This window comes from Kribbella sp. ALI-6-A (assembly GCF_001984195.1).
GTDB lineage: Bacteria > Actinomycetota > Actinomycetes > Propionibacteriales > Kribbellaceae > Kribbella.
Window position 1 is genome coordinate 198,206 of the sequence record NZ_MTQN01000005.1, and the last position, 26,179, is coordinate 224,384.

The window sequence follows — 26,179 nt, forward strand, 5'->3', positions numbered from 1 at the left end:
CGAAGCTCGGTTGGTCGCTGCTCAGGGGCGAGTCACCTCGATCTGGAACTCGTGGACCCAGTTGTCCGGGTTGTCCGGGTCGAAGGCGAGGCAGACTTCGCGGGCGTAGCCGACGCTGCGGTAGCCGCCGTCGTCGATCCAGCGGGCCAGGAGTTGCATGCTTTCGTCCGCCTGGTCCATCGAGCCTTGGTGGACGATGGTGGCGGCCGTCGGGAGTTCCGGCAGATCGAGCACCTGGTAATCGGCGCCGCCCTGTTCGGCCGCGTCGACGGTGACGGCGGCGTGGACGACAAGCGCGTCACCCTCGGCTTTCTCGTAGTAGGCCACCGGCGGCCCGGCCGGTTTCACGCCGGCGGCGTTGATCCGCTCCCAGACCTGCGCGTACAGGGGCTGGATGACCGGACCGATGTCCACCCCGTCGTAGCTCGCGGCGGTGGCAGACAACTCGGCGACCCGGATCGCCGGTACCGACTTCAGGACGACGTCGTCCGTTGACATGTGACCCTCCCTCTCGATGATTCGGAGCCTCGCCTCGACGGCATCCAGCCGCAGCGCGTCACCGGCCAGCCGCGCCTCGAGCTCGGCCCGGCGCAGACGCAGCATGCCGCGCAGCTCCTCCGGGCCGACCTTGGCGTCGACAATGTCCTGGACCTGCTGCAGGGTGAAGCCCAGATCCTTGAGCGCGATGATCCGGTTGAGCCGCTTGAGCTGGTCGGCGCTGTAGTAGCGGTAGCCGCTGGTGCTGTCGATGACAGCCGGCCGGAGCAGCCCGAGCGCGTCGTAGTGCCGCAGCATCCGCGCCGACACCCGGCCGAACGCGGCAAAGTCTCCGATGGTGAACATGGCTCCAGGGTGGGCCTTGACGCGGTGTCAAGGTCAATTCCCGACAACCGTGCAGCGCGTGCGGAACTCACCTGATAACTCATCTCTATCGAACTGGCCCGAAAAAGCGGTGGCTAGGGGTTGGCGTCCCTCGTCGGCTCTCTGACCAGGGCTTATGCCTGGTGGCACGCCCGGCCCTCACACTTTGTCGACCGCCAACGTTCTGCTGGTATGAAGCGAGTCGTCGAACCCAAAGTCCTGTACTTCGGCACCCCGGTCGTGCTGGTCAGCTCCCGCAATCCCGACGGCACCACCAATCTCGGGCCGATGTCGTCGGCCTGGTGGCTCGGGCACAGCGCGATGCTCGGGATGACCATCACCTCCCAGACGGTGCAGAACCTGGTGGAGCGGCCCGAGTGCATCCTCAACCTGGTCGAGCCTGCGATGGTCGCCGCCCTCGATCGGATCGCGCTGCTGACCGGGGCGGAGCAGATCCCCGAGTCCAAGCGGGCCCGCGGCTACCGGTTCGAGCCGGACAAGTTCGCGGCGGCGGGGCTGACCCGTCAGCCGGGCAGCCTGGTCGACGTCGACGCGGTGCACGAGAGCCCGATCAATCTCGAGGGCCGGATCGAGCGGATCCATCAGGTCGGCGAGGCCGGCAGCAACCTGCGAGCGCTGGAGATGACCGTCGCCCGGGTCCACGTCCGCGAGGATCTGTTGATGAACGACGACCGCTACATCGATCCGTTGCGCTGGGACCCGCTCATCATGAAGTTCACCGAGTACTTCTCCGGAGGTGCTCCGGCGTACGAGTCGTCCCTGGCTCGTGGCTGGGCGATGCCTCCACTGGGCAGTTCGCCCACCACGCACCGGGCAGCAGGCTGATCGAGCATCCCTCCAGAGCCGACCGAGGCTACTTCTCGACCGTTCCAGGTTCCCGGCTGATCGACTCCTGGTAGAGGTCGGCGTACGTGCGAGAGTCCTTGATCAGGTCGTCGCAGAAGGCAGCGACGTCGTTGCCGATCAGCTCGAGAACTCCCTTGCCGGACGCGGCTCCCTCTTCGAAGAACTCGACGATTCCCGGCAGCAGGTTCCCGTCGGTCAGGTCGACCGGTCCGACTTTGAAGAAGTACTTCTGCATCTCGCGGTAGACGATCTGGTAGTCCGGCGGCAGCGCCTTGACCCGCGCCACGTGCGCCCGCCACTGCTTCTTGCCCTCGATGATGTCCTGAATTCCCATCTCAGCCTCCCAACCGGCCCAGTTTGCGTGCGACGTTGTTGTTCAACTGCTCGCGCCACCGGTCGCGATAGGTCCGGCTGCCTTCGCCCCCGGCCAGTGCCGCGCAGAAGCCCTGGATGTCGTCCCCGAGCACCTCGCGGACGCTCTGCCCCTGCTCAGCCGTCTCTTCGAGCAGCCCCAAGGCCCCGTCGAGAATCGGCAGCAGGTTCCGGCCGCTGAAGTTCCCGTACGGAAGCAGGTGGGCTTTGATCTGCTCCCACGCCGCCCGGTAGTCGGCCGGCAACGCCTCGGCCCGGGCCTCGAACGCCTTCCACTCCCTGGTGAGATCACTGCCGGTCATCGTCTCCCAGATCTTCATCTCCCGCCCTCCCTGAGCTTCTCGATCCGTGTGCTGACGTACTCCCACTTCGCCCAGAACGTCGCGAGCTCTTTGCGGCCCGCGGCGTTCAGCGCGTAGAACTTGCGCGGCGGCCCCTGCCCGGACGGTCGCTTCGTCACCTTGACCAGCCCATTGCGCTCCAACCGCAACAAGATCGTGTAGACCGTGCCCTCGACGACATCGGCGAAGCCGAGCTCGTTCAGCCGGCGCGTGATGTCGTACCCGTAGGTCTCCTCACTGCCGATGATCTGCAGCACACAGCCCTCGAGCGTGCCCTTCAGCATCTCCGTCAGGTCGTCCATCGTGATCCTCTTCAGCACTCGCAGTACTCAGTGGCACCGAGTACCACTACACAGTAGCACTAGGTAGACGGACCGTGCGAGGGCAACCACAGAGGCCTCTACGTCACTTCCCCGCGATGCAGGGTTCTCACAGGTCTCTAACACCGATTACGGCTTGGCTGAAAGCTCATGCATCCTGGCATCCGTGACCACTCAAGACGAGTACGCCGTACCCGCCACCGTCCAGGGTCCGAGCGAGCCGACCAGCACGCGAGGGGTTCGCGGCTGGTTGCTGGAGCACCGGGTACAGCCGGTCGGTCCGGAAGCCGGCGAGGGACACGCGCCGCCACAGGCGTGGTGGAAAGTCATGTGTCTGACCGGCGTCGACTACTTCTCCACCCTCTCGTACCTGCCGGGCATCGCCGCCCTCGCCGCCGGCGCTCTGTCGCCGTTGGCAACGCTCCTGATCGTTGCGCTCACGCTGCTCGGGATGTTGCCGATGTACCGGCGCGTGGCCAAGGAGAGCCCGCACGGCCAGGGCTCCATCGCCATGCTGGAGAACCTGCTGCCGTTCTGGCGCGGCAAGATCTTCGTCCTGGTCCTGCTCGGCTTCGTCGCCACCTCGTGGATCATCACCATCACGCTGTCCTCGGCCGACGCGACCGTGCACCTGCTCGAGAACCCGTACGCACCCGGCTTCCTGCACGGCCAAGAGGTCGCGGTGACCGTCGTGCTGCTGCTGATCCTCGGCGGCGTCTTCCTGCTCGGCTTCAACGAGGCGGTCGGCGTCGCGATCCCGCTGGTCGGGATCTTCCTGGCGCTCAACGCCGCGGTCGTGATCGTGGGCCTGTACGACGTCCTGACGGGATCGGGCGCGTTCTCGCACTGGGTCGACGCGCTGACCGAGGGCCGGAACGGCTTCGGCGGCGTGATCGGGCCCGCGATCATCGCGTTCCCGCTGCTGGTTCTCGGCTTGTCCGGCTTCGAGACCGGGGTCAGCATGATGCCGCTGGTCGCTGCCGACGGCAACGACCCCGCTCAGCGCCTCGCCGACCGGATCCGCAACACCAAGAAGCTGCTCACGGCCGCCGCGCTGATCATGAGCGTCTATCTGCTGGCCACCAGCTTCATCACCACCGTGCTCATTCCGGCCGAGGAGTTCGAACCGGGCGGCGCCGCCAACGGTCGCGCGATGGCCTACCTCGCCCACGAACACCTCGGCGAGATCTTCGGCACCGCCTACGACATCAGCAGCATCCTGATCCTGTGGTTCGCCGGCGCCTCGGCGATGGCCGGGCTGATCAACATCGTGCCGCGCTACCTGCCCACGTACGGCATGGCGCCGGAGTGGGGCCGCGCCGTCCGGCCGGTCGTGCTGGTCTACACCGCCATCAGCATTCTCATCACTGTTGCCTTCGGCGCCGATGTCGACGCCCAGGCCGGTGCCTACGCGACCGGCATCCTGGTCATGATGGTCTCCGGCGCGGTCGCCGTCACGGTGTCCGCCGCGCACCGGCGGCAGCGCCGGCAGACGATCGCCTTCACCGTGCTCACCCTGGTCCTGCTTTACGCCCTGGTCGAGAACATCCGGGAGAAGCCCGACGGCATCGCGATCTCCGGCCTGTTCATCGCCGGCATCATCGTCGTCTCGCTGATCTCGCGCGTCTCGCGGACCACCGAGCTGCGCGCCGATCGGATCGAGTTCGACGACACCGCCCGCCGGTTCGTCACCGACTCGATCCGCAACGACGGCGCCCTCAACCTGATCGCCAACCGCCGCCAGGCCGGCGACGCCGCCGAGTACTCCGCCAAGGAGGCCGAGGTCCGTGCCATGGACCCGGTTCCCGGCCACGCGGACGTGATGTTCCTGGAGATCGACGTCGTCGACCCCTCCACGTTCAGCGACGTACTGCGGGTCGAAGGCGTCGACGTGGACGGCTACCGGATCCTGCGTGCCAAGAGCCCGGCGGCCCCCAACGCGATCGCCGCGATCCTGCTGACCCTGCGCGACACCACCGGCGTACGGCCGCACTGCCATTTCGAGTGGTCCGAGGGCAATCCGCTGTCGCATCTGTTGCGCTACCTCATCCTGGGCCGCGGCGACACCGCCCCCGTCGTCCGCGAAATCATCCGCCAGCACGAACCCGACCCCGACCGGCGACCCGGCATCCACGTCGGCTAGACCGTTGGGTCAGGCACCGGCGATCCGGGAAGCTTCACCTCTCACAGGGCTCTCACAGTGATTCGGCCATCATGGGTGGGGTGATGCATCTGCGACTGATCATTCCGCCCGACCGCACCGACCTGGTCGTGGACGCGTTGGTGGCCGACGAGCGGACGACCAACATCGTCGTACTGCCCGGCGCCGCCAAGCGCCCAGCGGGCGACGTCGTGCACTGCGACGTCACCCGGGAGGCGACCTCCGACATCCTCGAACGGCTCAAGGACCAAGGCCTGTACGACGACGGAGCCGTCTCGCTGTCCACCGTCGACGCGTCCCCGTCACGCAACGCCCGGGAAACCGAACAGGCAGCCCCCGGAGCACCTGACGACGCGGTCGTGTGGGACGCGGTGGTGGATCAGGGGTACGCCGAAGCGCGCGGTTCCTGGGCGTTCTACGCGTTCCTCACGCTCGCGACGATGATCGCGGCGATCGCCGTCATCACCGACTCGGCCATCCTCGTGGTCGGCGCCATGGTCGTCGGCCCGGAGTTCGGAGTGGTGGCCGCGCTGGCGCTCGGCCTGGCCCTGGGAAGAGCACGACTCAGCTCACAGGCGCTTGTTCTGCTGGCCAAGGGCTTCCTGCTGGCGATCGTCCTGACCACGCTGGCGGCGGTCCTGGCCCGAGCGGTCGGGTGGATCGACACAGGCGACGTGACCGCCGCCCGCCCACTGACCGGCTTTATCTGGCGCCCCGACAAGTGGTCGGCCGTCGTCGCCGTCCTGGCCGGTTGCGCCGGCGTACTGTCACAGACAGCGGGCCGCTCCAACGCCCTGGTCGGCGTCTTCATCTCCGTCACCACCGTCCCGGCCGCCGGCGACCTGGCCCTGTCGATCGCCTTGTGGGCACCGCACCAGATCGGCGGTTCCGCCGCCCAGCTGGCAATCAACCTCGCCGGGATGACAGTGGCAGGAGTCGCGACGCTGCTCCTTCAGCGGATCCTCTGGCGGTGGCTGATCAACCGCCGCTCGCTGTCGAAGCCGGTCGAAACGATCCTCCCGGTACGCCGAACCTGAGCTCGTCGCCCGCGCAGCCCTGGCTCAGGCCTCAGGAGTCTTCCTCGAGCGGAATCGCGGGCGAAACTTGGTGTCGTACAACTCCGCTCCCGGCGCTGGCCCGCGGTTGTGCCCGGCCGCCGGTCTACTCACTCCAGCTTGCCGTCGTTGCGGTGCGTTCCTGCCACTGCCTCACGCCCGGACCGTTCGGGTCCCAGCGGTCGCAGAACTGGCGCAGTTGCTCGCATCTGGCCAGCATGGCGGCCCTGCGGTCCACCCAGCTGGGCACTCGCCCGCCGTAGGCACGGAAAAAGTGGTCGAGAGCATGGGTGCAGCTGGGGTGATGCATCCGCACGATCCACTCGCACCAGGCAAGGTCCTCGACAGGCTTTCCGAGGTGAGCGAACTCCCAATCGACCACGGCGGTCACTTCGAACGTGTCGGGGTTGAGCAGCAGATTGTTGGGACCGAAGTCGCCGTGCACCAGCACCTCGCCGGCCTCGTGCCTGTCAGCGGTCAGCACGTCAGGCGGGACCGTGTGGATGCGACGCAACACTTCTCCGCAGCTCGCCAGCACCGCAGCGGGTTGGGCTTCCACGAGTTCCTGACCGGGGGCGCCTGCCACGAAGCCGAGCGTCAGTGTGGTTGTGGTCGCTGCGTGCACCGGCGGAACTGGCAACCGGCCCTGGAGTCGGGTCAGCAGCGTGTACTCGCGACCCAGTCTGAGGTCGGTGTCGGGCCCTTCATAAGTCTTGTTCACGACGGCACCGTCCCCACGCGTGCTGTTGGTATAGCCGTGCTTCAAGGGCCGCATCCGCAGATCATCGCCCACCTGTGGTGCTCCGGTCACTCTCGGCTGGTGCCCGGCTCGAAGTGGTCGGCGTTGAGGTCGACAACAGCATGCGACCACCACGGAATTGCCCGCCGTGTCACCCGGCGCGGGAGTCCAGCGCGTTCAGTAGGTGTAGAAGGGACGGGAATGACAAGAGACGACGACTTCGACGCGTTCGTCCGAGCGCGCTGGACCACGACGGCTCGCTTCGCCTACGCGCTGACGCTGGACCATCAACGGGCCGAGGACCTGGCTCAGGAGGCCTTCACCAAGCTGTGGTTCCGCTGGCGCAGTGTGCGGCACGGCAGCCCCGAGGCGTACCTGCGCAAGATCGTCACCACGACGTTCCTGTCCTCGGCTCGCCGCCGCTGGCGGGGCGAGCAGCCGACGGAAACGCTGCCGGACGTCGCGATCGGCTCGGCGACCGCCGAGGTGGACGAACGCCTCGCCCTGCAGGCCGCGATGCAACGCCTCAGCCCGAAGCAGCGGGTTGCTGTGTACCTGCGCTACTCCGAGGACCTGTCCGAGAAGACCGTGGCCGATCTGCTCGGCTGCTCGGTGGGTGCGGTCAAACAGCACACCCGCAGAGGCCTCGAGGCGCTCCGGGCCACCAACCACTTTCGATCACCTGTGCAGTCGGCCGAACTGGCCGGAAGGGACATCGCATGACTGAGGACCTCGCCGCCAAGCTCGCAGCGATGACGGAATCGCGCCCGGAACCGGCCGACCCCGCCGCGCCCGTCCGGCAGCGGATCGAGCAGAGACGACGCCGGCGCCGGAGTACAGCAGCGGTGCTGGTCGCCGCCGCCGCGGTCACCGTGGCGGCTGCCGCCGGACCTGCTCTGGATGCGCTGCGACCCGGAGGACCCGAGGCCGGTGTCGCCGGGTTCGCCCCGCCCACGACAGCCGCACCGATGCTGCCGACGCCGAGCGTTACTCCCCCGCAGCCGTCCAGCCCCCAGACCAAAGTTCTGCCGGAGCCGTGGTCGGACAAGGAGTTCACCACCCTGCCGGACGCCAACGCGTACCGGCCGGCGTACTACGTGGCGCAGGGCAGGATCTCCACCGGGAACTGGTCGGCGCTCTCGTTGTCCGGCGCCTGTCTGGTCGTCGAAGAAGGCGCAGGCAACAGCTTCGGCCGACCGTACAGGTGTTACACCGAGTGGCCGGCCGGGCGTTCCGGCGACTTCACGGTGACGCCGGGCCGGGTCCGGGAGAAGAGCGCGACGATGATCGACGCGACCCTGGTCATGGGTGCCGTGTCGGTCGAGGCCCGAACGGTGCGGATCGTTGCCGGCGGCAAGACCTACACGACCGACGCGGTCGGTACGCCGACCTCCGACCGGCTGCGGTTCTTCGCCCTCGTCGTTCCCCACAAGAACGCCAAGGTCGACTCGATGACCCCGCTCGACGCCGACGGACGCCCGGCTCCGGCACCGGCGAACCCGCCGACCAGCGTGCCCTGCGCGGGGCAGTGCGGAACGGCGGGAGCACCGACCCCGGCGTAGTAGCGCCCGAGCGTCCGCAGTACGCCCTGCGTGCTGCGGACGCTCGTGGGCTGTTGGCTCGACGGGACGGCGGTTCGTTGACCAGCGGCTTCACCGACCGGAGTTCAGACGGCCAGGAGGTCGCCGCAGAAGGAACGGATGGCGCGGTTGACCGTCTCGGGTCGCTCCCAGGACATGAAGTGGCCGGCGCCCTTGACCCAGAACGGGCCGACCGCTTCGGGGAAGGCGAGCGCGCACCGCTGCTCGATGTGGTCGCCTACGGTTACCTGGTCTTCGCCGATCAGCATCAGCGCCGGCTGCCGGACCGGCCGGTCGGTCATTTCAGGGGCCGACAGCGGCCGGGTGCCCATGACGATCTCGTAGTCGGCGAAGGAGGCACGCAGCCGGGCCGCGTCCCCGTACGGCTCGGTCAAGAAGGCCAGGTCATCCTCGCCGAAGGCATCGGGCGGACACCACAGGCGGTGCCCGTAGAACTCGGCCACATAACGCCGACGCCGCTCGGGCGTGTCCAGTTCGGCAACCAAGGCGTCGGCGTGGTGGCCCTGACGGCGTTGGTAGTCGTACACGGCGGGCTTGAGGTCGAGAGGCGGAATCCCCGCCGCCGCGAACGCGTCTTTCAGGTCGGGCATGGAGTCGTCCAGGATCACCAGGCGATCAACCCGCTCCGGGTGACGGTTGGCCATGTCAATGGCGATCATCGCGCCCAGATCATGCCCGGCGACGACCGCGCGGTCCCAGCCGAGCGTGTCGAACAGGCCGGTCAGGTCGGTGTTGAACGCGTTGAAGTCGTAGAAGTCGTCGGGCGCGAAGTCGGAGTCACCGTAGCCGCGCAGGTCCGGCGCGACGACGTCGAACCCCGCCTCCGCCAAGGGGACAAGATTGTGCGACCAGATGCGGCTCGTGCAGGGGAAGCCGTGGACGAGCAACAGCGGTACGCCGCCGTCTCCCCGTCGCCGGACCGCCAGGTGATGTCCCGGGCGGACCTCGATTTTCACGGGCGCGACGACCTCAGCAGGAAGAGCCATGCACTCGGTCTACATCGCATCCCGGACGACGAACTTCCGGGTTACAGCCTTCACGGCGAAGTGCGATGCGAGAGTCGACGCGAGCCGCCCATCCGGGACGTCCTCAGGTTCGAACCAGTGGTGTAGGACACAGGCCTTCCCCGGAAGGTGTCGGCGCACAAGCGGCGCGAAGCGCACTCTACGGAAGGCCCCACAGGAGGTGGCCGGGATGACGAAGTCGATGCTCGAACTGGCTCTGGATCGCACCCATGCAGGCGTCCAGGCGCTTGCTGCCCCGGCGCACGCCCCGGAAGCCGATCGCAGTGACCGGCGGCATGAGACCGACTGGTTCTACGCGATCACGGCTCAACACCTCGCCGCGGCCGGAGACGTGTTGCTGCCACACATCCGGCGCCTCCCCGGCGGCCGCGGCCACGTCACGGCGTACGTCCGTCACGTCCGGACACTGGAATGCGCCCTGCGACTCCTCAAAGCCCGCCAGTACGGCGACAGCAGGGCGCAGCACCTCCGCCACAGTGATGTCTGGCGGGTCATCGACCGCATGCTGGCCGATCACGAGCTACTGGAGGCCAAGTACGTCCGACTGCTCGGCGCGAAGCTCGACTCCGCCTTGATCGACAAGTTGGCGATGGAGCTTCACACTGCCGAGCAGATCGCACCTACTCGCGCGCATCCGCACTCACCGCACACCGGCCGCACTGGTCGGCTGGCGCACCGGATGTGGCGGATCGCCGACACCACCTGGGACGACCTCGAGGGCCGCGTCATTCCCACCACCTACGCCCAGCATCCCCAGCGCGACTCCGCCTTCTCGCTCTACCTCCGCGGAGGCCAGGTCCCGCTGCCGACCGTCCCACCGGTCGTGCTGTCGCAGCTCCCTCCGGTCGTGTCTCAAAATCAAATCTCATAATCTTTAGATTTTGAGATACCGGTAGACGGTTGCTCTGGAGACTCCGAAGCGAGTCGCTATCTCCTCCGCGCCGCGACCTTCTGCGTACAGCGAACGGGCCTGCGCAGCCTGCTCCTCGGTGAGCAGGCTCCGTCGGCCCCCGTTCCGTCCCCGCGGGCGCCCGGGCGCCCGCCGTACGGGCGATTCGCCCAGCAGCGCCCTCGCACCGTCGAGGATCAAGGGCCGCAGCCGTTCGGCCGGTACGTCGCGGAACAGCACCACCGGATCGGCCAGTCCGGCGACCACCTGGCATGCACGCACCCGCTGTTCGAGCCCGCTGCCCGGGCCGGCCACCAAGTCGTTGGCCAGAGCGATCGCGGTCCGGAAACGGTCGGCGATCGGCGCCTGGACCAGCAAGGTCATGTCCTTGACCAGCATCGTGAGCGTGTGGCGATGGCGCAGGTGGACGTCGACGTAGCCCTCGATCGCCCGCCACCGGACCGCCTCGGGGTCTTCGCCGGATTCAGCTTCGGCCAGCACCGCTTCCAATTCGTCCAGCAGCGGCACGGTGAGGTGACGGAGGACGTCCTCCTTGGAATCGAAGTGGTAGTAGAGGGCGGCCTTGGTGATCCCCACTTCGTCGGCGATGGCCTGCATCGAGGTGGCGCGATAGCCGCGCGCGGCGAACAGGACGCGCGCCGCCTCGAGAATCCGCTCGGCTGTCATCGGCCTCACTTACCTGCGGTCAGTTTTTTCGCTAGGGTTCCTACCGGCAGTCAGTCTATTGCGGTAGGAGTGATCCGAATGCGCGCGAGGGTGTCCTTCACCGCCGCCGGCGTCAGGTGCGCCGGCTACCTCTATCTGCCAGCGGGTTCCGAGCCGGTGCCGTGCCTGGTGCTCTGTCACGGCTTCAGCGGGACGATGGATCGGCTCTTCGACTACGCCGAGCGCTTCGCCGCCGCGGGCTTCGCGGCCCTGGTCTTCGACTACCGGGGCTTCGGCGAGAGCGACGGCGAGCCGCGTCAGCTTCCCGACGTCGACGGCCAGCTCGCCGATGTCCGCGCCGCCATGGCCTTCGCCCGCCGGCACGAACGCGTCGATCCCGACCGGGTCCTGCTGTGGGGCAACTCGCTGGGCGGCGCACACGCCATCACTGTCGCAGCCGACGATCCCCGGATCGCCGGCGTGGTGGCGCAGATCCCCTTCAACGGATTCCCGAAGAAGGTCGAGGGACGCAAGACCGCCGACACGCTACGGCTGCTGGGCGCGATCCTCTGGGACGCGCTGCGCGGCAAGCTCGGCCTGACGCCGTACTACATCCCCATGGTGGGACGGCCGGGAGAGCTCGCCGTGACCGCCACACCGGAAGCCGACCAGCACATCCAGAGTCTCACCGGCGGCCAGGAAACCCTGTGGCGCAACAGCATCGCGCCCAGAGGACTGCTGCAGATGATGCGCTACCGGCCCGCGGATGCCGCAGCCCGCCTGGCCTGCCCGCTCCTGGTCTGTGTCGCCGCCGACGACCGGGAGACGCCGCTGGAAACCACCCGACCCCTGGCCGACCGCGCACCACAAGGCGAAGTGCGCTCCTACCCCGGCACCCACTTCACCTTCTACACAGATCCCAGTTTCCGGGACCGCGTGGTCGCCGACCAGCTCGACTTCTGCCGCCGCACCTCGGCACAGGTGTGATGGGAGCCGTCGGTGGTACCGGACCGAACCGCACATGAGAGCGCCGTGACGACCTTCGACGCAGTGCTCTGTGACCTTGACGGCACCGAATGCTGCAGGGCTCGACGACGAAGCAGGTGTAGCCCGCCACCCCTGGCTGAACAGGGCGAACGAGAATTCGTCAGAGGTGGTCGAACACGATCTCGACCAACGGGCTGCCGGCGAGCCAGTCCTCGAGGTGCTGACGCGGGACGGGCCGAGCGGTATGAGGCCGGTCCTGCAACTGGAGGATCTCGATGAAGACCCGTCGCCGCCGTTCAGGATCGTCGACCGGCACCGCGGTGGCGGGCAGATCGGCGCGCACGCCGTTCTTGAGATGTACGACGAACCGCGGATTGGCGCGCAGGTTCGCGTGCCAGCCGCGCCGACCCGGCACCCCGCTCAGGTACCAACGACCGTCGACCCGGTGGAACCAGACCTCGATCCGGCGCTCGAGTCCGGTTCGCGCGCCGATCGTCGTGATGTCGATGGTGTGCTCTGCAGCGGTCGACTCCGGTCCGAGGGCAAGGGCGCGAGCGACGGCGTCGTCCACAAACATGGTCACTTCTTTCTGCTCTGGGTGAGGCGCGTTTTCGCCTCTGTCCAGCAGAACAACCCCACGACCGGTGGACCAGCACGATCGTCGCGAATCCTTGCCCGATCCTTCCGGCCGAGCTGATCCATGGCACGCGGGCCCCTGGACCAGCAGGATCAGGCAAGAACCGAGGAGGATCGTTCTTTCCGCCCGGAGTGCCCGGTTGGTTGCCTTGTCGTATGAGATACCGAACGCTCGGACGCACCGGGATCCAGGTCAGCCCCTATTGCCTGGGGACGATGATGTTCGGGGCCATGGGCAACACCGATCACGACGACTCCGTCCGGATCATCCACCGGGCGCTGGACGCGGGGATCAACTTCGTCGACACCGCCGACGCGTACTCCCGCGGAGAGTCCGAGGTCATCGTCGGCAAGGCGCTCGAGGGGCGCCGCGACGACGTCGTACTCGCCAGCAAGGCGTTCCTGCCGATGAGCGGCGATCCGAATCACCGCGGCAGTTCACGGCGCTGGATCGTCACCGCGGTCGAGAACTCGCTGCGCCGTCTGCGGACCGATCACCTCGACCTTTATCAGGTCCACCGCCCCGACCCGGCCACCGACATCGAGGAGACACTGTCGGCGCTGTCGGACCTGATCCACAGCGGCAAGGTCCGGGCGGTCGGGTCGTCGACCTTCCCGGCCTCGGAGATCGTCGAAGCGCAGTGGGCCGCCGAAAGGCGCGGCTACGAGCGCTTCCGCACCGAGCAGCCGACGTACTCGATCGTCAACCGCAGCATCGAACGCGAGGTCCTGCCGGTCTGCCGGCGGTACGGGATGGGCACGCTGGTCTGGAGCCCACTGGCCCAGGGGCTGCTCACCGGCCGATACCGCAAGGGCCAGGAGATCGGCACCCACCGATCCCAGCTGCACGGGCAGCAGCACTTCGCCGACGAGCGCAAGCTCGACGTCGTCGAACAACTCGTCCCGCTCGCCGAGCAGGCCGGGCTCGCGATGACCCACCTCGCGCTGGCCTTCGCGATCGCCCATCCAGGCGTCACCTCGGCCATCATCGGGCCCCGCACCACCCAGCAACTCGACGACCTGCTGGCCGGCGCCGGCGTCAGCCTGGACGACGACATCCTGAACCGGATCGACGAGATCGCACCCCCCGGTACCGACGTCGTCCCCTACGACGTCGCCTACACACCGCCGGCCGTATCAGACGTGAGCCTGCGCCGCCGGCCGGTCACCGAGCGCTCGGCCGCCTGAACGACCTCCGGCCCGGCACGAACCGGCAGACGGAGTTCGCGGCGAGGACGACGCTGAGGCTCAGGGAGTCCCCGAGGGCGCGCGGTTGGCGGCACGCCGTTCCCGGGGAGTCATCCCGTAGATGGCTTTGAACTCTGGGGATCGCTCGCCGTCGCGCTCGCGGTGGCGTTCGTCGTCACCCTGCCGATGGCAGGGGCAGCCGGGCCACCGACAGGTGGCCCGGCCTGAAGCGTCCCTCAGCGCTTGCGCGCGCTCTTCGAAGCCTTCTTGGCACCGGCCTTCTTCGCCGTCGTGTTCTTGCCGGTCGACTTCTTCGCCGGCGACTTCTTGGCCGTCGCCTTCTTCGTGACACTCGCCGACACGTTCTTCTTGACCGCCTGCGCCGTCGCCTTCACCGTGCCCTTCACGTCCTGCACAGTCGAATAAGTGCCGAACAACGCAGGGTCGGGCGGCGGCGCAGTGCCAGGACCACCGAGCGGCTCAGGATCAAGCAGATACTCCAACGGATCGTCACCCTCGGACCAGCCACCACTCGGACCATCGGTACCGTCCGACAGACCCCAAATGGTGCGATTGTGCACCTGGTCCTCCTCGTCGAAGAACGCGTTCGGCACGATCGCAGTCTCCAAACCGTCCGCCTCCAGCTCCTCGATCGCCTTCAGCCACTGCTTCTGATGAACAGTGTCCCGCGCGAGATTGAACTGCAACATCGCCTTCACACCAGGATCATCGGTCATGTTGTACAAGCGAGCGGTCTGCAACCGGCCCTGCGCCTCCGCAGCCGCATTCGCCCGGAAATCCGCCAACAAATTGCCGCTGGCAACAATGTAGCCACCGTTCCACGGAACACCCTGACAATTGGCCGGCAGCGCCCCACCACCAGCCATGATCGCCTGCAACGGATCCATCCCACCCAGCACAGCCGCCATCACCGGATCCTCCACCGCCTCCGCCGTCATCGTGGCCGGCGCCCCCTCCAGCAACCGCGCAACCATCGTGGCGAGCATCTCCACATGACCGATCTCCTCGGTCGCCGTGTCCATCAACAAATCCTTGTACTTGCCCTCCATCCGGCAGTTCCACCCCTGGAACAAGTACTGCATCGTCACACTCATCTCGCCGTACGCACCCCCCACCAGCTCCTGCAGCTTGCGCGCGTACACCGGATCAGGACGCTCAGGCTTGGCCTCGAACTGCAATCGCTTGGTATGCCGGAACATGCCAACTCCTTCGTCGACGGTCACTACCACCACGGACAGAACGCGTCCCGGTACCCATGTCCGAGGGCGAAACACAGCTCGCCTCTTGCTCACAGCAATTGACCGCGTCGACCGATAGCATCGCCGCCATGAGCTACACGCCCATGGGCAACCGCGTCATCGCCTGGTCCACCGTGATCGGCGTGATCTTCGCCGTCATCGGCCTCGTGCTGCGGCCGGTGAACATCGACTTCGCCGTGGGTGCGTTCCTGCTCGCCCTCGGAGGCTTCGGCCTGGCCGGCTACGGCCTGCTGGAGCGCCTCGTCCTGCGGCTTCCCAGCTCGAAGCGCTAGCGGCGAGCGCACGGATCCTCGTCATCGCGCCGCGAAGGTCAGCCCGACCACCTCACCGAGACCCAGCGCCGGGAGCGGCGTCGTCCGGCCGGTTCGCAGATCGACCTTGACGATCCTGGACCCGGACAGCAGCCCGTTGGTCCGGATCGCGGCGATCGCGGTGTAGTCGCGGGCGTCGTACGTTCCCGCGGTGCGGGCGCGGCCCTCGATGTCGAACCCGTTGACCGCGCTCACGTCGACGCCGAGCCGGCCGACGGTGAACAACTGGCCGGTGTTGGGCGAGACCGCCGGCGTACGGCCCGGCAGTGAGCCCTGAGTGACCAGCGAGTCCTTGCCCGCGTCGAGGCCGTAGAGCCCGGTGCTCGTCGCACCAGCGAAACTGTCGGTGTACGCCGAGGCCGCGACCCGCGGCTTCGAGGTCGTCGTCGCGTACGCCAGTGCAGTGTCCACCGCCGCGACGGCTCCGGTGTCAGGGTGGAGCCGCAGGTTACGGCCGGCTTCGGTCACCAGCCGGATCCGGTCGACGGTCGGGTTGAAGTCGAAGCCGACCGCCGTACCGACAATCCCGGCCGCCGGAGCGCCGACTGCGGTGGCCTGACCGGTTCGGCCGTTCAGCTTGTACAGCTGGCCGGACTTGCCAATCGCGTACAGCTCCTTCGTCGCGGGCCGGGTGTCGATCCCCACCAGGCGATCCCCCGCCCGCAGGCCGCGGACCTTGACACGATGTTCGGTCAGCAGCGGCAGCTTCGCGTCCCGGAGGCTGAGCGAACCGTTGCTCTCCAACACGTACAGCGAGGCCCGCGAGGACGAGGTGGTGGCGGAGGCCTGCGGAACAGCGACCACTCCTGTGGTCGCGGCTAGCCCGAGGGCAACAAGAACGGCGGACAACTTCCTCATGATGTGGCTCCTTGCTCGACGACGGATATCGGTGTGTACGGCGAACCGTCCGGTCCGCTGAAAATCCCACTGCGTGGTGGTCAAGACGGGCGCAGCTGAGCACCTGGCTGGTGCTCAGCTGCCGGCGAAAGCGTCAGGCGTTGGCGCGGCTGGTGTTGATCGAGCCGTTCACGCCGGCCGGGAAGAACCCGCCCTTGGTGGCCTTCTTCGGGGTCAGGTAGACCACGTTGAGGACCTGGTCGGCGCCCCGGCTGAAAGCGATGCCGTTGGCGTCGGTCGGCACGATGTTCGTCTTGCCCCGGTAGGTGACGCCCTGGTCGAGATCGGTCCTGCCGTCCAGACTGTCGCGGGCGTTGGAGATCGCGACCGACGGCACGTCCAGACCGCGCGCCACGAGCGTGGTCCGGATGTTCGCGGCGTGGTAGGCCTCGACGGCGAGAATGCCCGCCGCGGCCTCCAGGTAGGTCTTGTTGCTGATCAACGGCGCCGCGCCCTTGTACGCCGTGACGCCGACGTCCTCGAACACGTACGCCGCGAGCAGGAAGTTGTTCTCGTTCGCGTACGCGTCGAACTTCTGGCCCGGCTTGATCAGCCCCGCGGCCAGCGCGGCCGAGGTGAACGCCGCGTCGATGTCGATCGCCGGACGGGCCACCGCGGCCGCACCGAGCGCCTTGCGCAGGAACCGGACGTGCGCGAGTTCGTCCGCCGCGATCTCGTCGGCGTAGGCCTTGACGACCTTCGACTGGAACCGCACCTTGCGGCCACCCCGCACCGCACCCGGCTTGCCCTTGCCGTAGACGTCAGCGGCGGACAGGCCGTAGCCGCGCACCGCACGCAGGTAGAACTCGGCCTCCAGGTACTCCAGGTTGAGCGCGAAGTTCAGTACGGCGCCGTCGCTGGGCTGACTGCCGTGGTGCTTGTCGCCCAGACCGAGGTCCAGGTCGAGCCCGCCGCCGGTGGTCGAGGCGGCGGCGGGGTTGAGGACTCCGCTCGCCAGGAGGCCGCCACCGGCGAGACCGGCGCCGACGGTGGAGACTCCGGCGGCGCGGAGGAACTTCCGTCGGTCGACGCCGTTCTCGGCGCTGCGATCGATCGCGGTGCGAATGAAGAATTTGTCGAACATGACCTTCTCCGTGTTCGAGGTCCGCCCGGCCGGCTGGCCACAGCGGGGCTGTTCTGCGAAGCACTTCGGAGCCGGCCCGGTCCCGGATCGGTCAGGCCATCGAGATCCGCGCAGCTGCCGGCAGAGTCGGCTCGGCCGATCCACCTTCCGGTTCCACCGTGACTCCGAAGGCGACTTTCCCGGCGACCCCACTGGAGATCACCTTCGTCAGTTGACCGGTCGCTTGGTTGCCGGCCAGGCCGACGGAGTACGCCGTCTGGGTCCTGTCCATCAGCCACAGCTGATAAGTACGGCCGGACGGCAGCGACTGGAGCCCCCGCAGGACGACGACGGCCGCATCCTTGCGGGTCGAGGCCACCACCGTGGCCTGGCCTCCTCCGGACACGGCGCCATGGGCGGTTCGTACGTCCGGCTCCGCGAGTACGGCGGCCACCTGGTCGCTGTTGCGGGCCGTTTCGGTCCGTTCGCGGTACTGGTCGATCGCGATGCCACCGCTGGCGGCCACGGCGAGCGCCGCGGCGGCCAAGGCCAGCACCGAGCGGCGCCCGAATCCCCCACGGGGAGCGACGACCCCGTCTGAACCCGCGGAGTCGTCGAGCAGAGGCGGCAGTTGTCGCAGCTGGCTGATCGACGCCAAGACGCTCGCCCGCAAGCGAGCAGGCGGTAGCGTGACCACCTGCGTACTCAGTTTGACCGCGGCCTCCCGCAGTTCGGCGACCTCGGTGGTGCACGCGGCGCAGTACGCCAAGTGGTTCTCGAACTCGCGGCGCTCCTCGTCGGGCAGCGCGTCCAGGACGTAGGGACCGGTGAGCGTGTGGACATCCGGATTGCTGGTCATTGGATCCGTCTTTTCCCTGCTGTGCCAAGACAATCGCGCTGTAGCACGACGGCGTTCATGACTGTCCCGCTCGTCTGGATCGGCGCAGAACTGTGGCGCCTGTCCGGTCGACAGGCGCCACTGAATGGCAGAGCCGGCACCGCCGGGCAGGTGGAGGACGTCATCCGGCGGCGCCGACCCGCTTGAGTGGCCGGCGTGATCGTCAGGCCTGGGGCATCAGTACGGTGTCGATCAGGTAGACGGTCGCGTTGGCGGTCTTGACGCCACCGCAGATGACCTTGGCGTTGTTGACCATCAGGTTGTCGCCCGAGCCGGTGACGGTGACCGAGCCCTTCTGCACGGTGGTCTGCTTGCCGACCACCGCGGCCGGGTCGAGCTGGCCCGCGACAACGTGGTAGGTCAGGATCTTGGTCAGCAGCGCACTGTCGGTCTTCAGCGTGTTGATCGTCGCGGCCGGAATCTTGGCGAACGCCGAGTCGACCGGCGCGAACACCGTGAACTCACCACCGTTCAGGGTCGAGACCAGGTCGACCTTCGGGTTCAGCTTGCCCGACACCGACGCCACCAGCGTCTTCAGCAGCGGGTTACCCGACGCGGCGGTGGCGACCGGCTCGGCGGCCATGCCGTCGACCGAACCGGCACCGGAGGGGTTGGCCTTGGCGTAGTCGGCACAACCCGGGCCGACCAGGCCGGCAGCGTTGTCCATCGAGGGAGTGGTGCTCGGGGTCTCGGCCGGCGCCGTGGTCGACGTCGTCGTACCAGCCGCAGGAGTCCCGGCGTCGTCGCTGCTGCCACCACAGGCAGCCGTGGCGAAGAGCAACGAAACGGCAGAGGCGGCGAGCGTGACGCGCTTCAGGGTGTTCGACATGAGGTGATCTCTTTCTCGAAAGTTCGTCGGTCAGGCCGGCGAGCAGGGGTCGGAGGTTGCTGTGTCTCCGGCCGTCCGCAGGGCTGCGAGCGGCTGATACCGGTACTTCGTCACCGTCGGCACGTCGGATAGGTCGAACCCGCGCAAAGTTGCGAGCTTGCCCCGTCCACGGCCTCGTTCGTCGTTCGAAGAGCTCACCTGTACTGTCGAAGCTGTAGCCATGCGCGATCGGAAACGATCAAGCTGCCTCAGACCCCGGCGGCCGTCACCTGCCGCTGATCTGAAGGAGCCGGCTCCATGCAGAAACCACACAGGCGCGCCACAGCGGTGAACGCCCCTGACCAGACCACGGAGTCCGTGGCTGCCGAGCATCTCTGCGACGAGCACTCCGCAGCTCTGTTCTCCCTCGCGATCGCGGTCACGGGAGATCCCGGACGCGCGGAGGCCGTCGTCGTCGACGTACTCTCCGCCGCTTGCTCCCTGCCGCTACGGCCAGATCTGGAAAAACGCCGCGAACTCTCCCGGCGAACCTACCGGCTGGCCGTGACCGCCGGTCCGAGCCATGAGCCGATCGCCAGAACCGAGGAGGCGCAGCAGCGCGTCGCCCTGGGGCTCGTCCGCTTCGGCGCCCTCGACTACTCCGAGACCGCCGCTGTCCTCGGACTGCCGACACCCGAGGTAGCCCGCCTCCTGAACGCAGGTCTCCACGACCTGGTCTCCGCTGCCAGGTAACGAACTTCCCCCGCTCGGGATCCAGGCGACGCACCGCGGTGGCGGACCGGTGATCCCGGCGGAGCAGTAGGTGATCTAGGCAATCATCCGCTCATCGTGGAAGGTCTTCTACAGTTGGACCAGACCGCACTCGAAGGGCGACCTTGAAGACCAAGACACTGTCAGTGGCAGTCGCCCTCGCCGTGATCGCGGCGGGAGCAACCGGCTGGATCGTGTGGGACCGCACCGGTTCGGACGAAGTCCGCAACGGCAAAGCTTTCGGCGAAGATGGTGCCAGCGCCACGATCGGCATGACCGCCGTCCGCAAGGGCGAGGACGTCTGGTACCTCTGCCCCTCCATCGCGAACCTGTCCGACGCACCGCTGACTCTGGAATCAGTAACGCCGGCGCACAACTCTCCCGGGCTCGAGAGCGTCGACGCCCGCGTCTACCGCCCGGCCGACTTCCACGCCGGACTTCCACTGACATGGGGCAGCTCAAGCGGAACGTCAGCCAACCCAGGCCTCGTCCCTTCACGCCCCGTGCAGGACACCGTCCTGGGACCAGGGCAGGAGATGGACGACGTCATCTACCTCCACCTCCGGGTCACCACCGACCGACGCCCCTTGGAGAGCAACGGCGTCGCAGTCGAGTATCGCCAGAAGGGCAAGCGGTACCGACAGGTCCTCCCCAACACCTTCAGGCTGGGCTGAAGGAGTCACCGAACGAACCGCCCGCCCGCCCCGCGGACTTAACGTTGCTCTGCAGAAATCGATCTCACGTACGCCGTCACGGCCGTGGTTTACTCCTCCGGTTGCTCAACGCCAAGGAGAAGCGAACCCCAGTGGATGCCAGATGAAGCGCGCCGGATCCGCCCTGCTCGTCGTACCGCTGCTGGTCGGCTGCGGTAGCTCCGTCGATACCAGCGCTCCCTTGCCATCGGTGGCGGCCTCTACCCCACAACCGACCCGGCACGCGCCGCCTCCCCCGACCACCACACCGTCCGTCACACCGAAGGCCCGCAAGACGCCGACACCGACGCCACAGCAGGTAACTCTCGCCGACCTCGTCGTACCGTCGAGAACCTTCACCCGGACCTCCACCCGCGCATGGGACCGCGAACGCACCGGCCCCTTCGACACCGAGCGGTTCGCCAAGTTGCTGTCCGGTACGCCGGACGAAGACCGCCGCCTGTTCAACACAACCGGCTTCGTGCGCGGTCACGTCAGCATCCGGATGGCCGCCGACGACCGGCGGCTGGTGATCTACCTCTACCAGTTCCGCACCCACGAAGGCGCGGTGCGACTGCAGAAAAACTTCTGGGACCAGTATGAACACGGAGACAGCTTCACCGTCCGCGGTCTCGGCCGCACCTGGACCGACGCCGGACTCAAGCAGTCGTCGACCCGTTACACCGCCACCGCGAACGTGAACTTTGCCGTCGGCAACATTCTTGTCAAAGTGGACGTCACCGAGTCCAACACGACCGGTAAAGGTCTCCGGCCCGACACCGAACTGGCCGCCGCCATCGCAAGGCAGCAGCGCGACCATCTCGCCGGCGCCGTGTGATCCGAAACGAAGCCGCACTCGGCACCAGTGGTGCGATGCCGAGTGTGCTTCAGCCCCCTGGTGGCGAATGTCAAAAGCTGCAAAATTCGCGACTCCGGCGGTTCGAGGTCCCGATGTCCGGCAAAATAAGCCGGTCTTGATCGAGAGCTGGGGGGCAGGGCGTGGGCAGCACCGTGCTGCGATCAACGGAGGTGGACGGCGTACCGGTCTTCTGGGCGCCGGGTGACGGGGTGCTTCGGGCCAGTCTGTGGTTCCGGGCGGGAATGGCGGACGAGTCACTGCCGACGCGTGGATGGCTGCATCTGCTCGAGCACCTGGCGCTGCATGGCCGGGACTCGATTCGGGCGCCTGTCAACGGGCACGTCAGCCTGCTTCACTCGAGTTTCGACGTCGAGGGCGAGCCGGACGACGTGGTGGCGTTTCTGCGCGACGTCTGCCGGTGGCTGGCCACACCGGACTTCTCCGACCTGGAACACGAGCGGCGCGTACTGCGCGCCGAGAGCGCGACCCGAGGAAGTAGTGCGACCGGCAACCACCTGCTCTGGCGGTACGGCGCCCGCGGGGCGGGCCTCGCCGGGTACGACGAGTTGGGGCTGTACACGGCCGAGGCCGACGGGCTTCGTGAGCTCGCCGGATGGGCCTACGCCCGGGGCAACGCAGCGCTCGCGCTCTCGGGACCGCCACCGGCCGGACTCCAGTTGCCACTGCGGCCGGGACCACGGCGTCTTCCGACTCCCGCTCGCCCGTGTGACCAGCCGATCCCCGCCGGCTTCGTCGGCCGCCCGGACGCCATCGCGCTCTCCGGGACGATCGGCCGGTCGACCGCCGCGACAGCGATGTTGCGAGCGCTGGAACGAGACCTGCAGCGAGGACTGCGGCACGGAGCAGGCGTCGGCTACAGCGCCTGGTCGTCGTACGAACTGGTCGATGCCGATCACGCCATGCTGACCGCGGGGATGGACGTCATCTCCGAGGCGGTACCGACCGTGGTGGCCCAGAGCACGGCGGTCCTGCGCCGGCTCCGCGACAGCGGGCCTGACCCGGCCGAACTGCGCGACGACCTCAACCAGCAGATCCGCCAGATCACCTCCCGGCCGATCGACCACTGGTTGCCGTTCCTCGCCGCGCGCGAGGTGCTGCTCGGACGGCCGGCCACGACAAGTCCGGACGAGCTGGTCGCCGAAACGGAGGCAGTCACTGTCGGGGACGTCCGGCGGGCCGCGCTGGATCTGTGGCGGGACCTGCTGGTCTCGGTGGACCCGGCAGGCGCCGGTGATCCGCAGCTGACGTGGCTGGGCGGTCCACCAACTCCGGGCAGTCAGCCGAGCGGCCGCCGGTTCCGGCCGGTCGGCAGCCCCGTGACCAAGGGCGAACTGACCATCGGCCAATCCGGAATCCACTGGCAGACGGCGGATGCCCGGACCTCCGCGCAGTACGACGAACTGGCCGGCGTGATCGCCTACCCGGACGGCGGCCGGCAGTTGATCCGCCACGACGGCTACCAGGTGACCGTCGAGCCGACGATGTGGCGCCAGGGACAGCAGGCGGTGGCACTGGTCGACTCGGCGGTGCCCCCGTCGCTGCGGATCCCCCTGCCCGAACGCACGCCGGACGTGATCCCGCGGAGCTCGGTCCGGACGATCGACAAGCTGCGGTACTGGACCAACCGCCCGGTGGTGTGGGTGCCGTTCCTGGTCGTTTGTCTTGTCGGTGTGGTGCTGACCGTCGCGACCGACGAGATCGCCGAGCAGGCGCCGAAGTTCGTGGTCATGAGCCTGGCCATCGGCGTCATCAGCTACTTCAGGCAGCGTCGCAACGGAGGTACGGATACATGAGACTCCGGCGCCGACCGGCCGAGCAGCCGCTCCCGGAGATCGACCCGTGTATGGGCGACCCGGCCGCCCGGCTGTTCTGTGATGCTCTGACCGACCGCGACTGGCCGACCGCGCGCGGCATCCTCGCGCGAACCGACCATCCGGACGACCGAGCCTTCCTGCTCGAAACCTGCGGCTCCGTGTTCGGCGTACAGAACTGGATCGGACCCGTCGCGGCCGACGATCCGCTGGCTCAGCTCGTCCGCGGCTGTCATGCGGTCGCGTGGGCCTGGCAGGCCAGGGGCGGACTCCGCGCGACCTACACCCAGGCCGACCAGTTCAGGGTCTTCTTCGAGCGGCTCCGGATCGCCGAGTCCTGCCTGTACGACGTGATCTCGTGCGACCCGGACGAAGTCGCCGCCTGGGCCTTCCTGATCCGGACGGCCCGGGGACTGGAACTTCCGCTGGCGGACGGTGAGTTCCGCTTCCGCCAGGCGATCGAGCGGCACCGGACCCATCTGAGGGCCCACGAGGAGTGGATGCAGACCCTGTGCGCGAAGTGGGCCGGCAGCGAAGAGTGGATGCACCACTTCGCCCGGGACGCCGCCGCCCGCGGCGGAGACGGCAGCATGCTGCACACCCTAGTCGCTCTGGCGCACCTGGAGGCGATGACCGACCGTAGCGGAGAAGCGGCGACGCACTACATCAGCCGGCCGGACGTCCGGCAGGATCTGCGAACAGCCGCGGGCCTGTCCATTTGGCACCCGGCCGCGGAACGCCGACCCGGCTGGCCGGTGTACTTCAACACCTTCGCCCTGGCCTTCTCCGCAAGCGGCGACCTGCCGGCCGCCGCAGCCGTCTTCGAGCAGATCGGCGACAACATCACGGCGTACCCGTGGGGCTACCTCCCCGGCGACCCCGTGAAGTCGTTCACCAACGCCCGCGCCACCGTGCTCGGATAGCCATCCCTAGTCCGGGCGCCCAGGAAGCTCCATCGCGGCGAGCCGGCGGGGGTCGCGGAGGGACGTGATCTCGACGATCCGCCCGTCGACGACCGTGCACGACAGCACGCCGAGGGGCTTTCCGTTCGCGGCCCAGGCGACGATTCCCGGCTCGCCGTTGACCAGGACCGGCTGCCACGTTGCCTTGACGAGGGCCCCGCGCTGGACGTTCGCCGCGACCTCGGTGGCTCCGAGCTTGACGACCACGCCGTGCGCGGTGTGGCTGCGCCAGGTGACCTGCGGGTCGAGCACGCGCAACAGGCGTTCGAAGTCTCCCTCGCGGGCCGCCGCGAGAAAGGCGTCCAGCACCGCGCGCCGCTGCCGGCGTTCGCCGTCCGGGCGGGGCGCGCCCTGGACCTTCCGGCGGGCACGACTGGCCAGCATCTTCGATGCGTCGGCGGACTTGCCGAGGATCTGGCCGATCTCCTCGAACGGCACCGCGAACATGTCGTGCAGCACGAGGGCGAGCCGCTCGGCGGGACCGAGGCTGTCGAGGACGACAAGCAGCGCCAGCCCGACCGAATCGGCGAGCAGCGCGTCCTCCTCGGGTGCCGAGACGTTGTCCTCGGTCACCACGAACTCGGCCGACTCGTCGTCGGCCGACGCGACCGGCCGGGCCTTGCGTGAGCGCAGTACGTCGATGCACACCCGGCCGACCACGGTGGTCAGCCAGCCGGACAGGTTGTCGATCGAGGCCGCGTCCTGGCGGGCGAGCCGCAGCCAGGCCTCCTGGACGGCGTCCTCGGCGTCCGCCCGCGAGCCGAGCATCCGGTAGGCCATCGCCACCAGCCGCTCGCGCTCCGCCATGAACGCCGCCGCGACGACGTCGTCCCGGTCCGATCCGGTCATCTGTTACCTCCCACCGACGAGTTCCGTCATGGGTGATGACGGGCCCGGTCGGCCCGAGGTAACCGACAAGGAGAAACTCATGAACCTCGCCCTGTGGATCGTCGCCGGCCTGCTGGCCGCGGTCTTCGCCTTCGCGGGCGCGAACAAGCTGTTCATCCCGTACGAAAAACTGGCCAAAGCTCCCGGTGGAGGCTGGGTCAACCAGTTCAGCCCGGGCTTTGTCAAGGCACTCGGGACCGTCGAGATCCTGGGTGCCATCGGCTTGATCGTACCGGCGGCCCTCGACATCGTGCCGGTTCTCGTACCGCTGGCCGCCGTCGGCCTGGCGACGATCATGGTGGGCGCCGCGATCGTGACGTCTCGCCGGCACGAACGTGCGCACGCGGTGCTGAACCTCGCGTACTTCGCCCTCGCGGTGTTCGTCGCGATCGGCCGCTTCGGCCCCGAGTCCTTCAGCTGAGCGTCACGCGACGGCGTAGCTTCCCAGCGCGGGTCACCATGCCGCTGCGCGAGGAGCCCTGGGGCGAACGCCTGTTCCAGGTCACCGACCCCAACGGCGTGGGAGGGCGAGGTACGCGGAGACCACCCCTGCCGCGGCGATGAGCGACCACAGAGCCCAGGGCCCGAGCGTGTACGCCGCGCCGCCGAGGATCGGGCCGGCGCCCGTGCCGATCGTGTACGCGGCGCCGTGCAGGCCCTGGTAGCGACCGACCATGCCGGGTGGGGTCAGGCTTCCCAGGTAGGCGTAGGCGACGGAGCTGGTGATCATCTCGCCGAGGGTCCACAAGAGCACCGTCGCCGCCAACGGGACGAGGGTGGTCCCGAGACCGGACAGCGCGAGGCCGATGCCGACGAGGAGGTTGCCAATGGCAAGTACATGCTCCGGCCGGTACCGCGAGACCGCGCCGGTGGTCGGCAGCTCCAGCAGCAGGACCAGCAGGCCGTTGAATCCCATCAGGAAGCCGAAGTCGCGCGCTGTCAGCCCCACATCACTGACGTGCAGGGGCAGGCCGACGGTGGACTGGACGTAGACGAACTCGGCGACCACGGTCATCAGGAGGAAGCGCACCAGGGCGCGGTCGGCGAGCGCCCGGCGATATCCCACCTGCGGCGGGTCCGCGTCTTCGCGACGTGGTGGCCAAGTTGCTGTCGACGTACGACGTACTGGCGCTGCCGACCGTGCCGGTCGTGGCCCCGGCCATCGGCGAACGCAGCCTCTCGGTAGCCGGCACCGACCTCGAAGTGCGGG

30 protein-coding genes are annotated in these 26,179 nt (G+C 68.1%); 15 read left to right on the forward strand and 15 right to left on the reverse strand.

Annotated elements, in window-relative coordinates; all coding sequences use genetic code 11:
* Positions 1-21: 21 nt before the first annotated feature.
* Positions 22-843, reverse strand: a complete 822-nt coding sequence (locus tag BWI15_RS02365; RefSeq protein ID WP_077012595.1) for a MerR family transcriptional regulator — start codon at positions 841-843, stop codon at positions 22-24.
* 210 nt (positions 844-1,053) lie between these two features.
* On the opposite strand from BWI15_RS02365, the gene BWI15_RS02370 reads away from it, so the two are divergent.
* A complete protein-coding gene (locus tag BWI15_RS02370; RefSeq protein ID WP_077012596.1) occupies positions 1,054-1,707 on the forward strand; it encodes a flavin reductase family protein in 654 nt (217 codons plus the stop codon).
* Positions 1,708-1,735: 28 nt separating this feature from the next.
* On the opposite strand, the gene BWI15_RS02375 is transcribed toward BWI15_RS02370, so the two are convergent.
* The 3 genes from BWI15_RS02375 to BWI15_RS02385 are packed head-to-tail and all read right to left on the reverse strand — an operon-like array spanning position 1,736 to position 2,743.
* Positions 1,736-2,062: a DUF1048 domain-containing protein gene (locus BWI15_RS02375; RefSeq protein WP_077012597.1), complete on the reverse strand. Its 327-nt coding sequence runs from the start codon at positions 2,060-2,062 to the stop codon at positions 1,736-1,738.
* Position 2,063: 1 nt separating this feature from the next.
* Positions 2,064-2,420 (reverse strand): DUF1048 domain-containing protein, encoded by a 357-nt coding sequence (locus tag BWI15_RS02380; RefSeq protein ID WP_077012598.1) that lies wholly within the window; start codon positions 2,418-2,420, stop codon positions 2,064-2,066.
* Positions 2,417-2,743 carry a PadR family transcriptional regulator gene (locus BWI15_RS02385; protein ID WP_077012599.1) on the reverse strand — a complete coding sequence of 109 codons (327 nt, stop codon included), beginning with the start codon at positions 2,741-2,743 and terminating at the stop codon, positions 2,417-2,419. Before BWI15_RS02385 ends, BWI15_RS02380 begins: the two co-directional genes overlap by 4 nt.
* A gap of 184 nt (positions 2,744-2,927) precedes the next feature.
* Between BWI15_RS02385 and BWI15_RS02390 the strand changes: the two genes are divergently transcribed.
* Both BWI15_RS02390 and BWI15_RS02395 read left to right on the forward strand, forming a co-directional pair.
* On the forward strand, positions 2,928-4,904 hold the full coding sequence (locus tag BWI15_RS02390; protein ID WP_077012600.1) for an APC family permease: 1,977 nt from the start codon (positions 2,928-2,930) through the stop codon (positions 4,902-4,904).
* A gap of 83 nt (positions 4,905-4,987) precedes the next feature.
* Positions 4,988-5,959 (forward strand): DUF389 domain-containing protein, encoded by a 972-nt coding sequence (locus BWI15_RS02395; protein WP_077012637.1) that lies wholly within the window; start codon positions 4,988-4,990, stop codon positions 5,957-5,959.
* Positions 5,960-6,083: 124 nt separating this feature from the next.
* Here the strand turns inward: BWI15_RS02395 and BWI15_RS02400 are convergent, their stop codons facing one another.
* Positions 6,084-6,770 (reverse strand): phosphotransferase family protein, encoded by a 687-nt coding sequence (locus BWI15_RS02400; protein ID WP_237771096.1) that lies wholly within the window; start codon positions 6,768-6,770, stop codon positions 6,084-6,086.
* A 147-nt stretch (positions 6,771-6,917) separates the two neighbouring features.
* Between BWI15_RS02400 and BWI15_RS02405 the strand changes: the two genes are divergently transcribed.
* Positions 6,918-7,439 carry a SigE family RNA polymerase sigma factor gene (locus tag BWI15_RS02405; RefSeq protein WP_077012602.1) on the forward strand — a complete coding sequence of 174 codons (522 nt, stop codon included), beginning with the start codon at positions 6,918-6,920 and terminating at the stop codon, positions 7,437-7,439.
* Positions 7,436-8,278 (forward strand): hypothetical protein, encoded by an 843-nt coding sequence (locus BWI15_RS02410; protein WP_077012603.1) that lies wholly within the window; start codon positions 7,436-7,438, stop codon positions 8,276-8,278. Before BWI15_RS02405 ends, BWI15_RS02410 begins: the two co-directional genes overlap by 4 nt.
* 104 nt (positions 8,279-8,382) lie before the next feature.
* On the opposite strand, the gene BWI15_RS02415 is transcribed toward BWI15_RS02410, so the two are convergent.
* The gene (locus BWI15_RS02415; RefSeq protein WP_083750520.1) at positions 8,383-9,303 is read right to left on the reverse strand and encodes an alpha/beta fold hydrolase; all 921 of its coding nucleotides are present in this window, start codon (positions 9,301-9,303) and stop codon (positions 8,383-8,385) included.
* Positions 9,304-9,511: 208 nt separating this feature from the next.
* Between BWI15_RS02415 and BWI15_RS02420 the strand changes: the two genes are divergently transcribed.
* On the forward strand, positions 9,512-10,213 hold the full coding sequence (locus tag BWI15_RS02420) for a hypothetical protein (RefSeq protein ID WP_077012605.1): 702 nt from the start codon (positions 9,512-9,514) through the stop codon (positions 10,211-10,213).
* Between the two features lie 3 nt (positions 10,214-10,216).
* Here the strand turns inward: BWI15_RS02420 and BWI15_RS02425 are convergent, their stop codons facing one another.
* On the reverse strand, positions 10,217-10,918 hold the full coding sequence (locus tag BWI15_RS02425; RefSeq protein WP_077012606.1) for a TetR family transcriptional regulator: 702 nt from the start codon (positions 10,916-10,918) through the stop codon (positions 10,217-10,219).
* Between the two features lie 78 nt (positions 10,919-10,996).
* Between BWI15_RS02425 and BWI15_RS02430 the strand changes: the two genes are divergently transcribed.
* Positions 10,997-11,884: an alpha/beta hydrolase gene (locus BWI15_RS02430; protein ID WP_077012607.1), complete on the forward strand. Its 888-nt coding sequence runs from the start codon at positions 10,997-10,999 to the stop codon at positions 11,882-11,884.
* A gap of 160 nt (positions 11,885-12,044) precedes the next feature.
* Here the strand turns inward: BWI15_RS02430 and BWI15_RS02435 are convergent, their stop codons facing one another.
* Entirely contained in the window at positions 12,045-12,461 is a 417-nt protein-coding gene (locus tag BWI15_RS02435) for a nitroreductase/quinone reductase family protein (RefSeq protein WP_077012608.1), read from the reverse strand.
* A gap of 215 nt (positions 12,462-12,676) precedes the next feature.
* Here BWI15_RS02435 and BWI15_RS02440 point away from each other — a divergent pair, with 215 nt between their 5' ends.
* The gene (locus BWI15_RS02440) at positions 12,677-13,708 is read left to right on the forward strand and encodes an aldo/keto reductase (RefSeq protein WP_077012609.1); all 1,032 of its coding nucleotides are present in this window, start codon (positions 12,677-12,679) and stop codon (positions 13,706-13,708) included.
* A 236-nt stretch (positions 13,709-13,944) separates the two neighbouring features.
* On the opposite strand, the gene BWI15_RS02445 is transcribed toward BWI15_RS02440, so the two are convergent.
* Positions 13,945-14,952, reverse strand: a complete 1,008-nt coding sequence (locus tag BWI15_RS02445; RefSeq protein ID WP_237771097.1) for a manganese catalase family protein — start codon at positions 14,950-14,952, stop codon at positions 13,945-13,947.
* A 104-nt stretch (positions 14,953-15,056) separates the two neighbouring features.
* Between BWI15_RS02445 and BWI15_RS02450 the strand changes: the two genes are divergently transcribed.
* The gene (locus tag BWI15_RS02450; RefSeq protein WP_143465372.1) at positions 15,057-15,260 is read left to right on the forward strand and encodes a hypothetical protein; all 204 of its coding nucleotides are present in this window, start codon (positions 15,057-15,059) and stop codon (positions 15,258-15,260) included.
* A gap of 21 nt (positions 15,261-15,281) precedes the next feature.
* Here BWI15_RS02450 and BWI15_RS02455 read toward each other — a convergent pair whose 3' ends face one another.
* From BWI15_RS02455 to BWI15_RS02470, 4 genes are all read right to left on the reverse strand, one after another.
* Positions 15,282-16,157, reverse strand: coding sequence for a DUF4394 domain-containing protein (locus BWI15_RS02455; protein ID WP_077012612.1), 876 nt, complete (start codon positions 16,155-16,157; stop codon positions 15,282-15,284).
* Positions 16,158-16,290: 133 nt separating this feature from the next.
* A complete protein-coding gene (locus BWI15_RS02460; RefSeq protein WP_077012613.1) occupies positions 16,291-17,280 on the reverse strand; it encodes a ferritin-like domain-containing protein in 990 nt (329 codons plus the stop codon).
* A 91-nt stretch (positions 17,281-17,371) separates the two neighbouring features.
* Positions 17,372-18,118 carry an anti-sigma factor gene (locus tag BWI15_RS02465; protein ID WP_077012614.1) on the reverse strand — a complete coding sequence of 249 codons (747 nt, stop codon included), beginning with the start codon at positions 18,116-18,118 and terminating at the stop codon, positions 17,372-17,374.
* 202 nt (positions 18,119-18,320) lie between these two features.
* Positions 18,321-18,986: a fasciclin domain-containing protein gene (locus BWI15_RS02470; protein WP_077012615.1), complete on the reverse strand. Its 666-nt coding sequence runs from the start codon at positions 18,984-18,986 to the stop codon at positions 18,321-18,323.
* A gap of 297 nt (positions 18,987-19,283) precedes the next feature.
* On the opposite strand from BWI15_RS02470, the gene BWI15_RS02475 reads away from it, so the two are divergent.
* The 5 genes from BWI15_RS02475 to BWI15_RS02495 all read left to right on the forward strand — a co-directional run bounded on the left by BWI15_RS02475 (position 19,284) and on the right by BWI15_RS02495 (position 24,042).
* Positions 19,284-19,718: a hypothetical protein gene (locus tag BWI15_RS02475; RefSeq protein ID WP_077012616.1), complete on the forward strand. Its 435-nt coding sequence runs from the start codon at positions 19,284-19,286 to the stop codon at positions 19,716-19,718.
* Positions 19,719-19,861: 143 nt separating this feature from the next.
* Positions 19,862-20,410 carry a hypothetical protein gene (locus tag BWI15_RS02480; RefSeq protein ID WP_143465373.1) on the forward strand — a complete coding sequence of 183 codons (549 nt, stop codon included), beginning with the start codon at positions 19,862-19,864 and terminating at the stop codon, positions 20,408-20,410.
* Between the two features lie 142 nt (positions 20,411-20,552).
* Positions 20,553-21,266 (forward strand): hypothetical protein, encoded by a 714-nt coding sequence (locus tag BWI15_RS02485; RefSeq protein ID WP_077012618.1) that lies wholly within the window; start codon positions 20,553-20,555, stop codon positions 21,264-21,266.
* A gap of 161 nt (positions 21,267-21,427) precedes the next feature.
* Positions 21,428-23,101 carry a hypothetical protein gene (locus BWI15_RS02490; protein ID WP_077012619.1) on the forward strand — a complete coding sequence of 558 codons (1,674 nt, stop codon included), beginning with the start codon at positions 21,428-21,430 and terminating at the stop codon, positions 23,099-23,101.
* Positions 23,098-24,042 (forward strand): hypothetical protein, encoded by a 945-nt coding sequence (locus BWI15_RS02495; protein ID WP_077012620.1) that lies wholly within the window; start codon positions 23,098-23,100, stop codon positions 24,040-24,042. Before BWI15_RS02490 ends, BWI15_RS02495 begins: the two co-directional genes overlap by 4 nt.
* A gap of 6 nt (positions 24,043-24,048) precedes the next feature.
* On the opposite strand, the gene BWI15_RS02500 is transcribed toward BWI15_RS02495, so the two are convergent.
* Positions 24,049-24,930, reverse strand: a complete 882-nt coding sequence (locus BWI15_RS02500; protein WP_077012621.1) for a sigma-70 family RNA polymerase sigma factor — start codon at positions 24,928-24,930, stop codon at positions 24,049-24,051.
* 79 nt (positions 24,931-25,009) lie between these two features.
* Here BWI15_RS02500 and BWI15_RS02505 point away from each other — a divergent pair, with 79 nt between their 5' ends.
* Positions 25,010-25,390, forward strand: a complete 381-nt coding sequence (locus tag BWI15_RS02505) for a DoxX family protein (protein ID WP_077012622.1) — start codon at positions 25,010-25,012, stop codon at positions 25,388-25,390.
* 81 nt (positions 25,391-25,471) lie between these two features.
* Here the strand turns inward: BWI15_RS02505 and BWI15_RS02510 are convergent, their stop codons facing one another.
* Entirely contained in the window at positions 25,472-26,035 is a 564-nt protein-coding gene (locus BWI15_RS02510) for an MFS transporter (protein WP_202817549.1), read from the reverse strand.
* Positions 26,036-26,179: the final 144 nt, after the last annotated feature.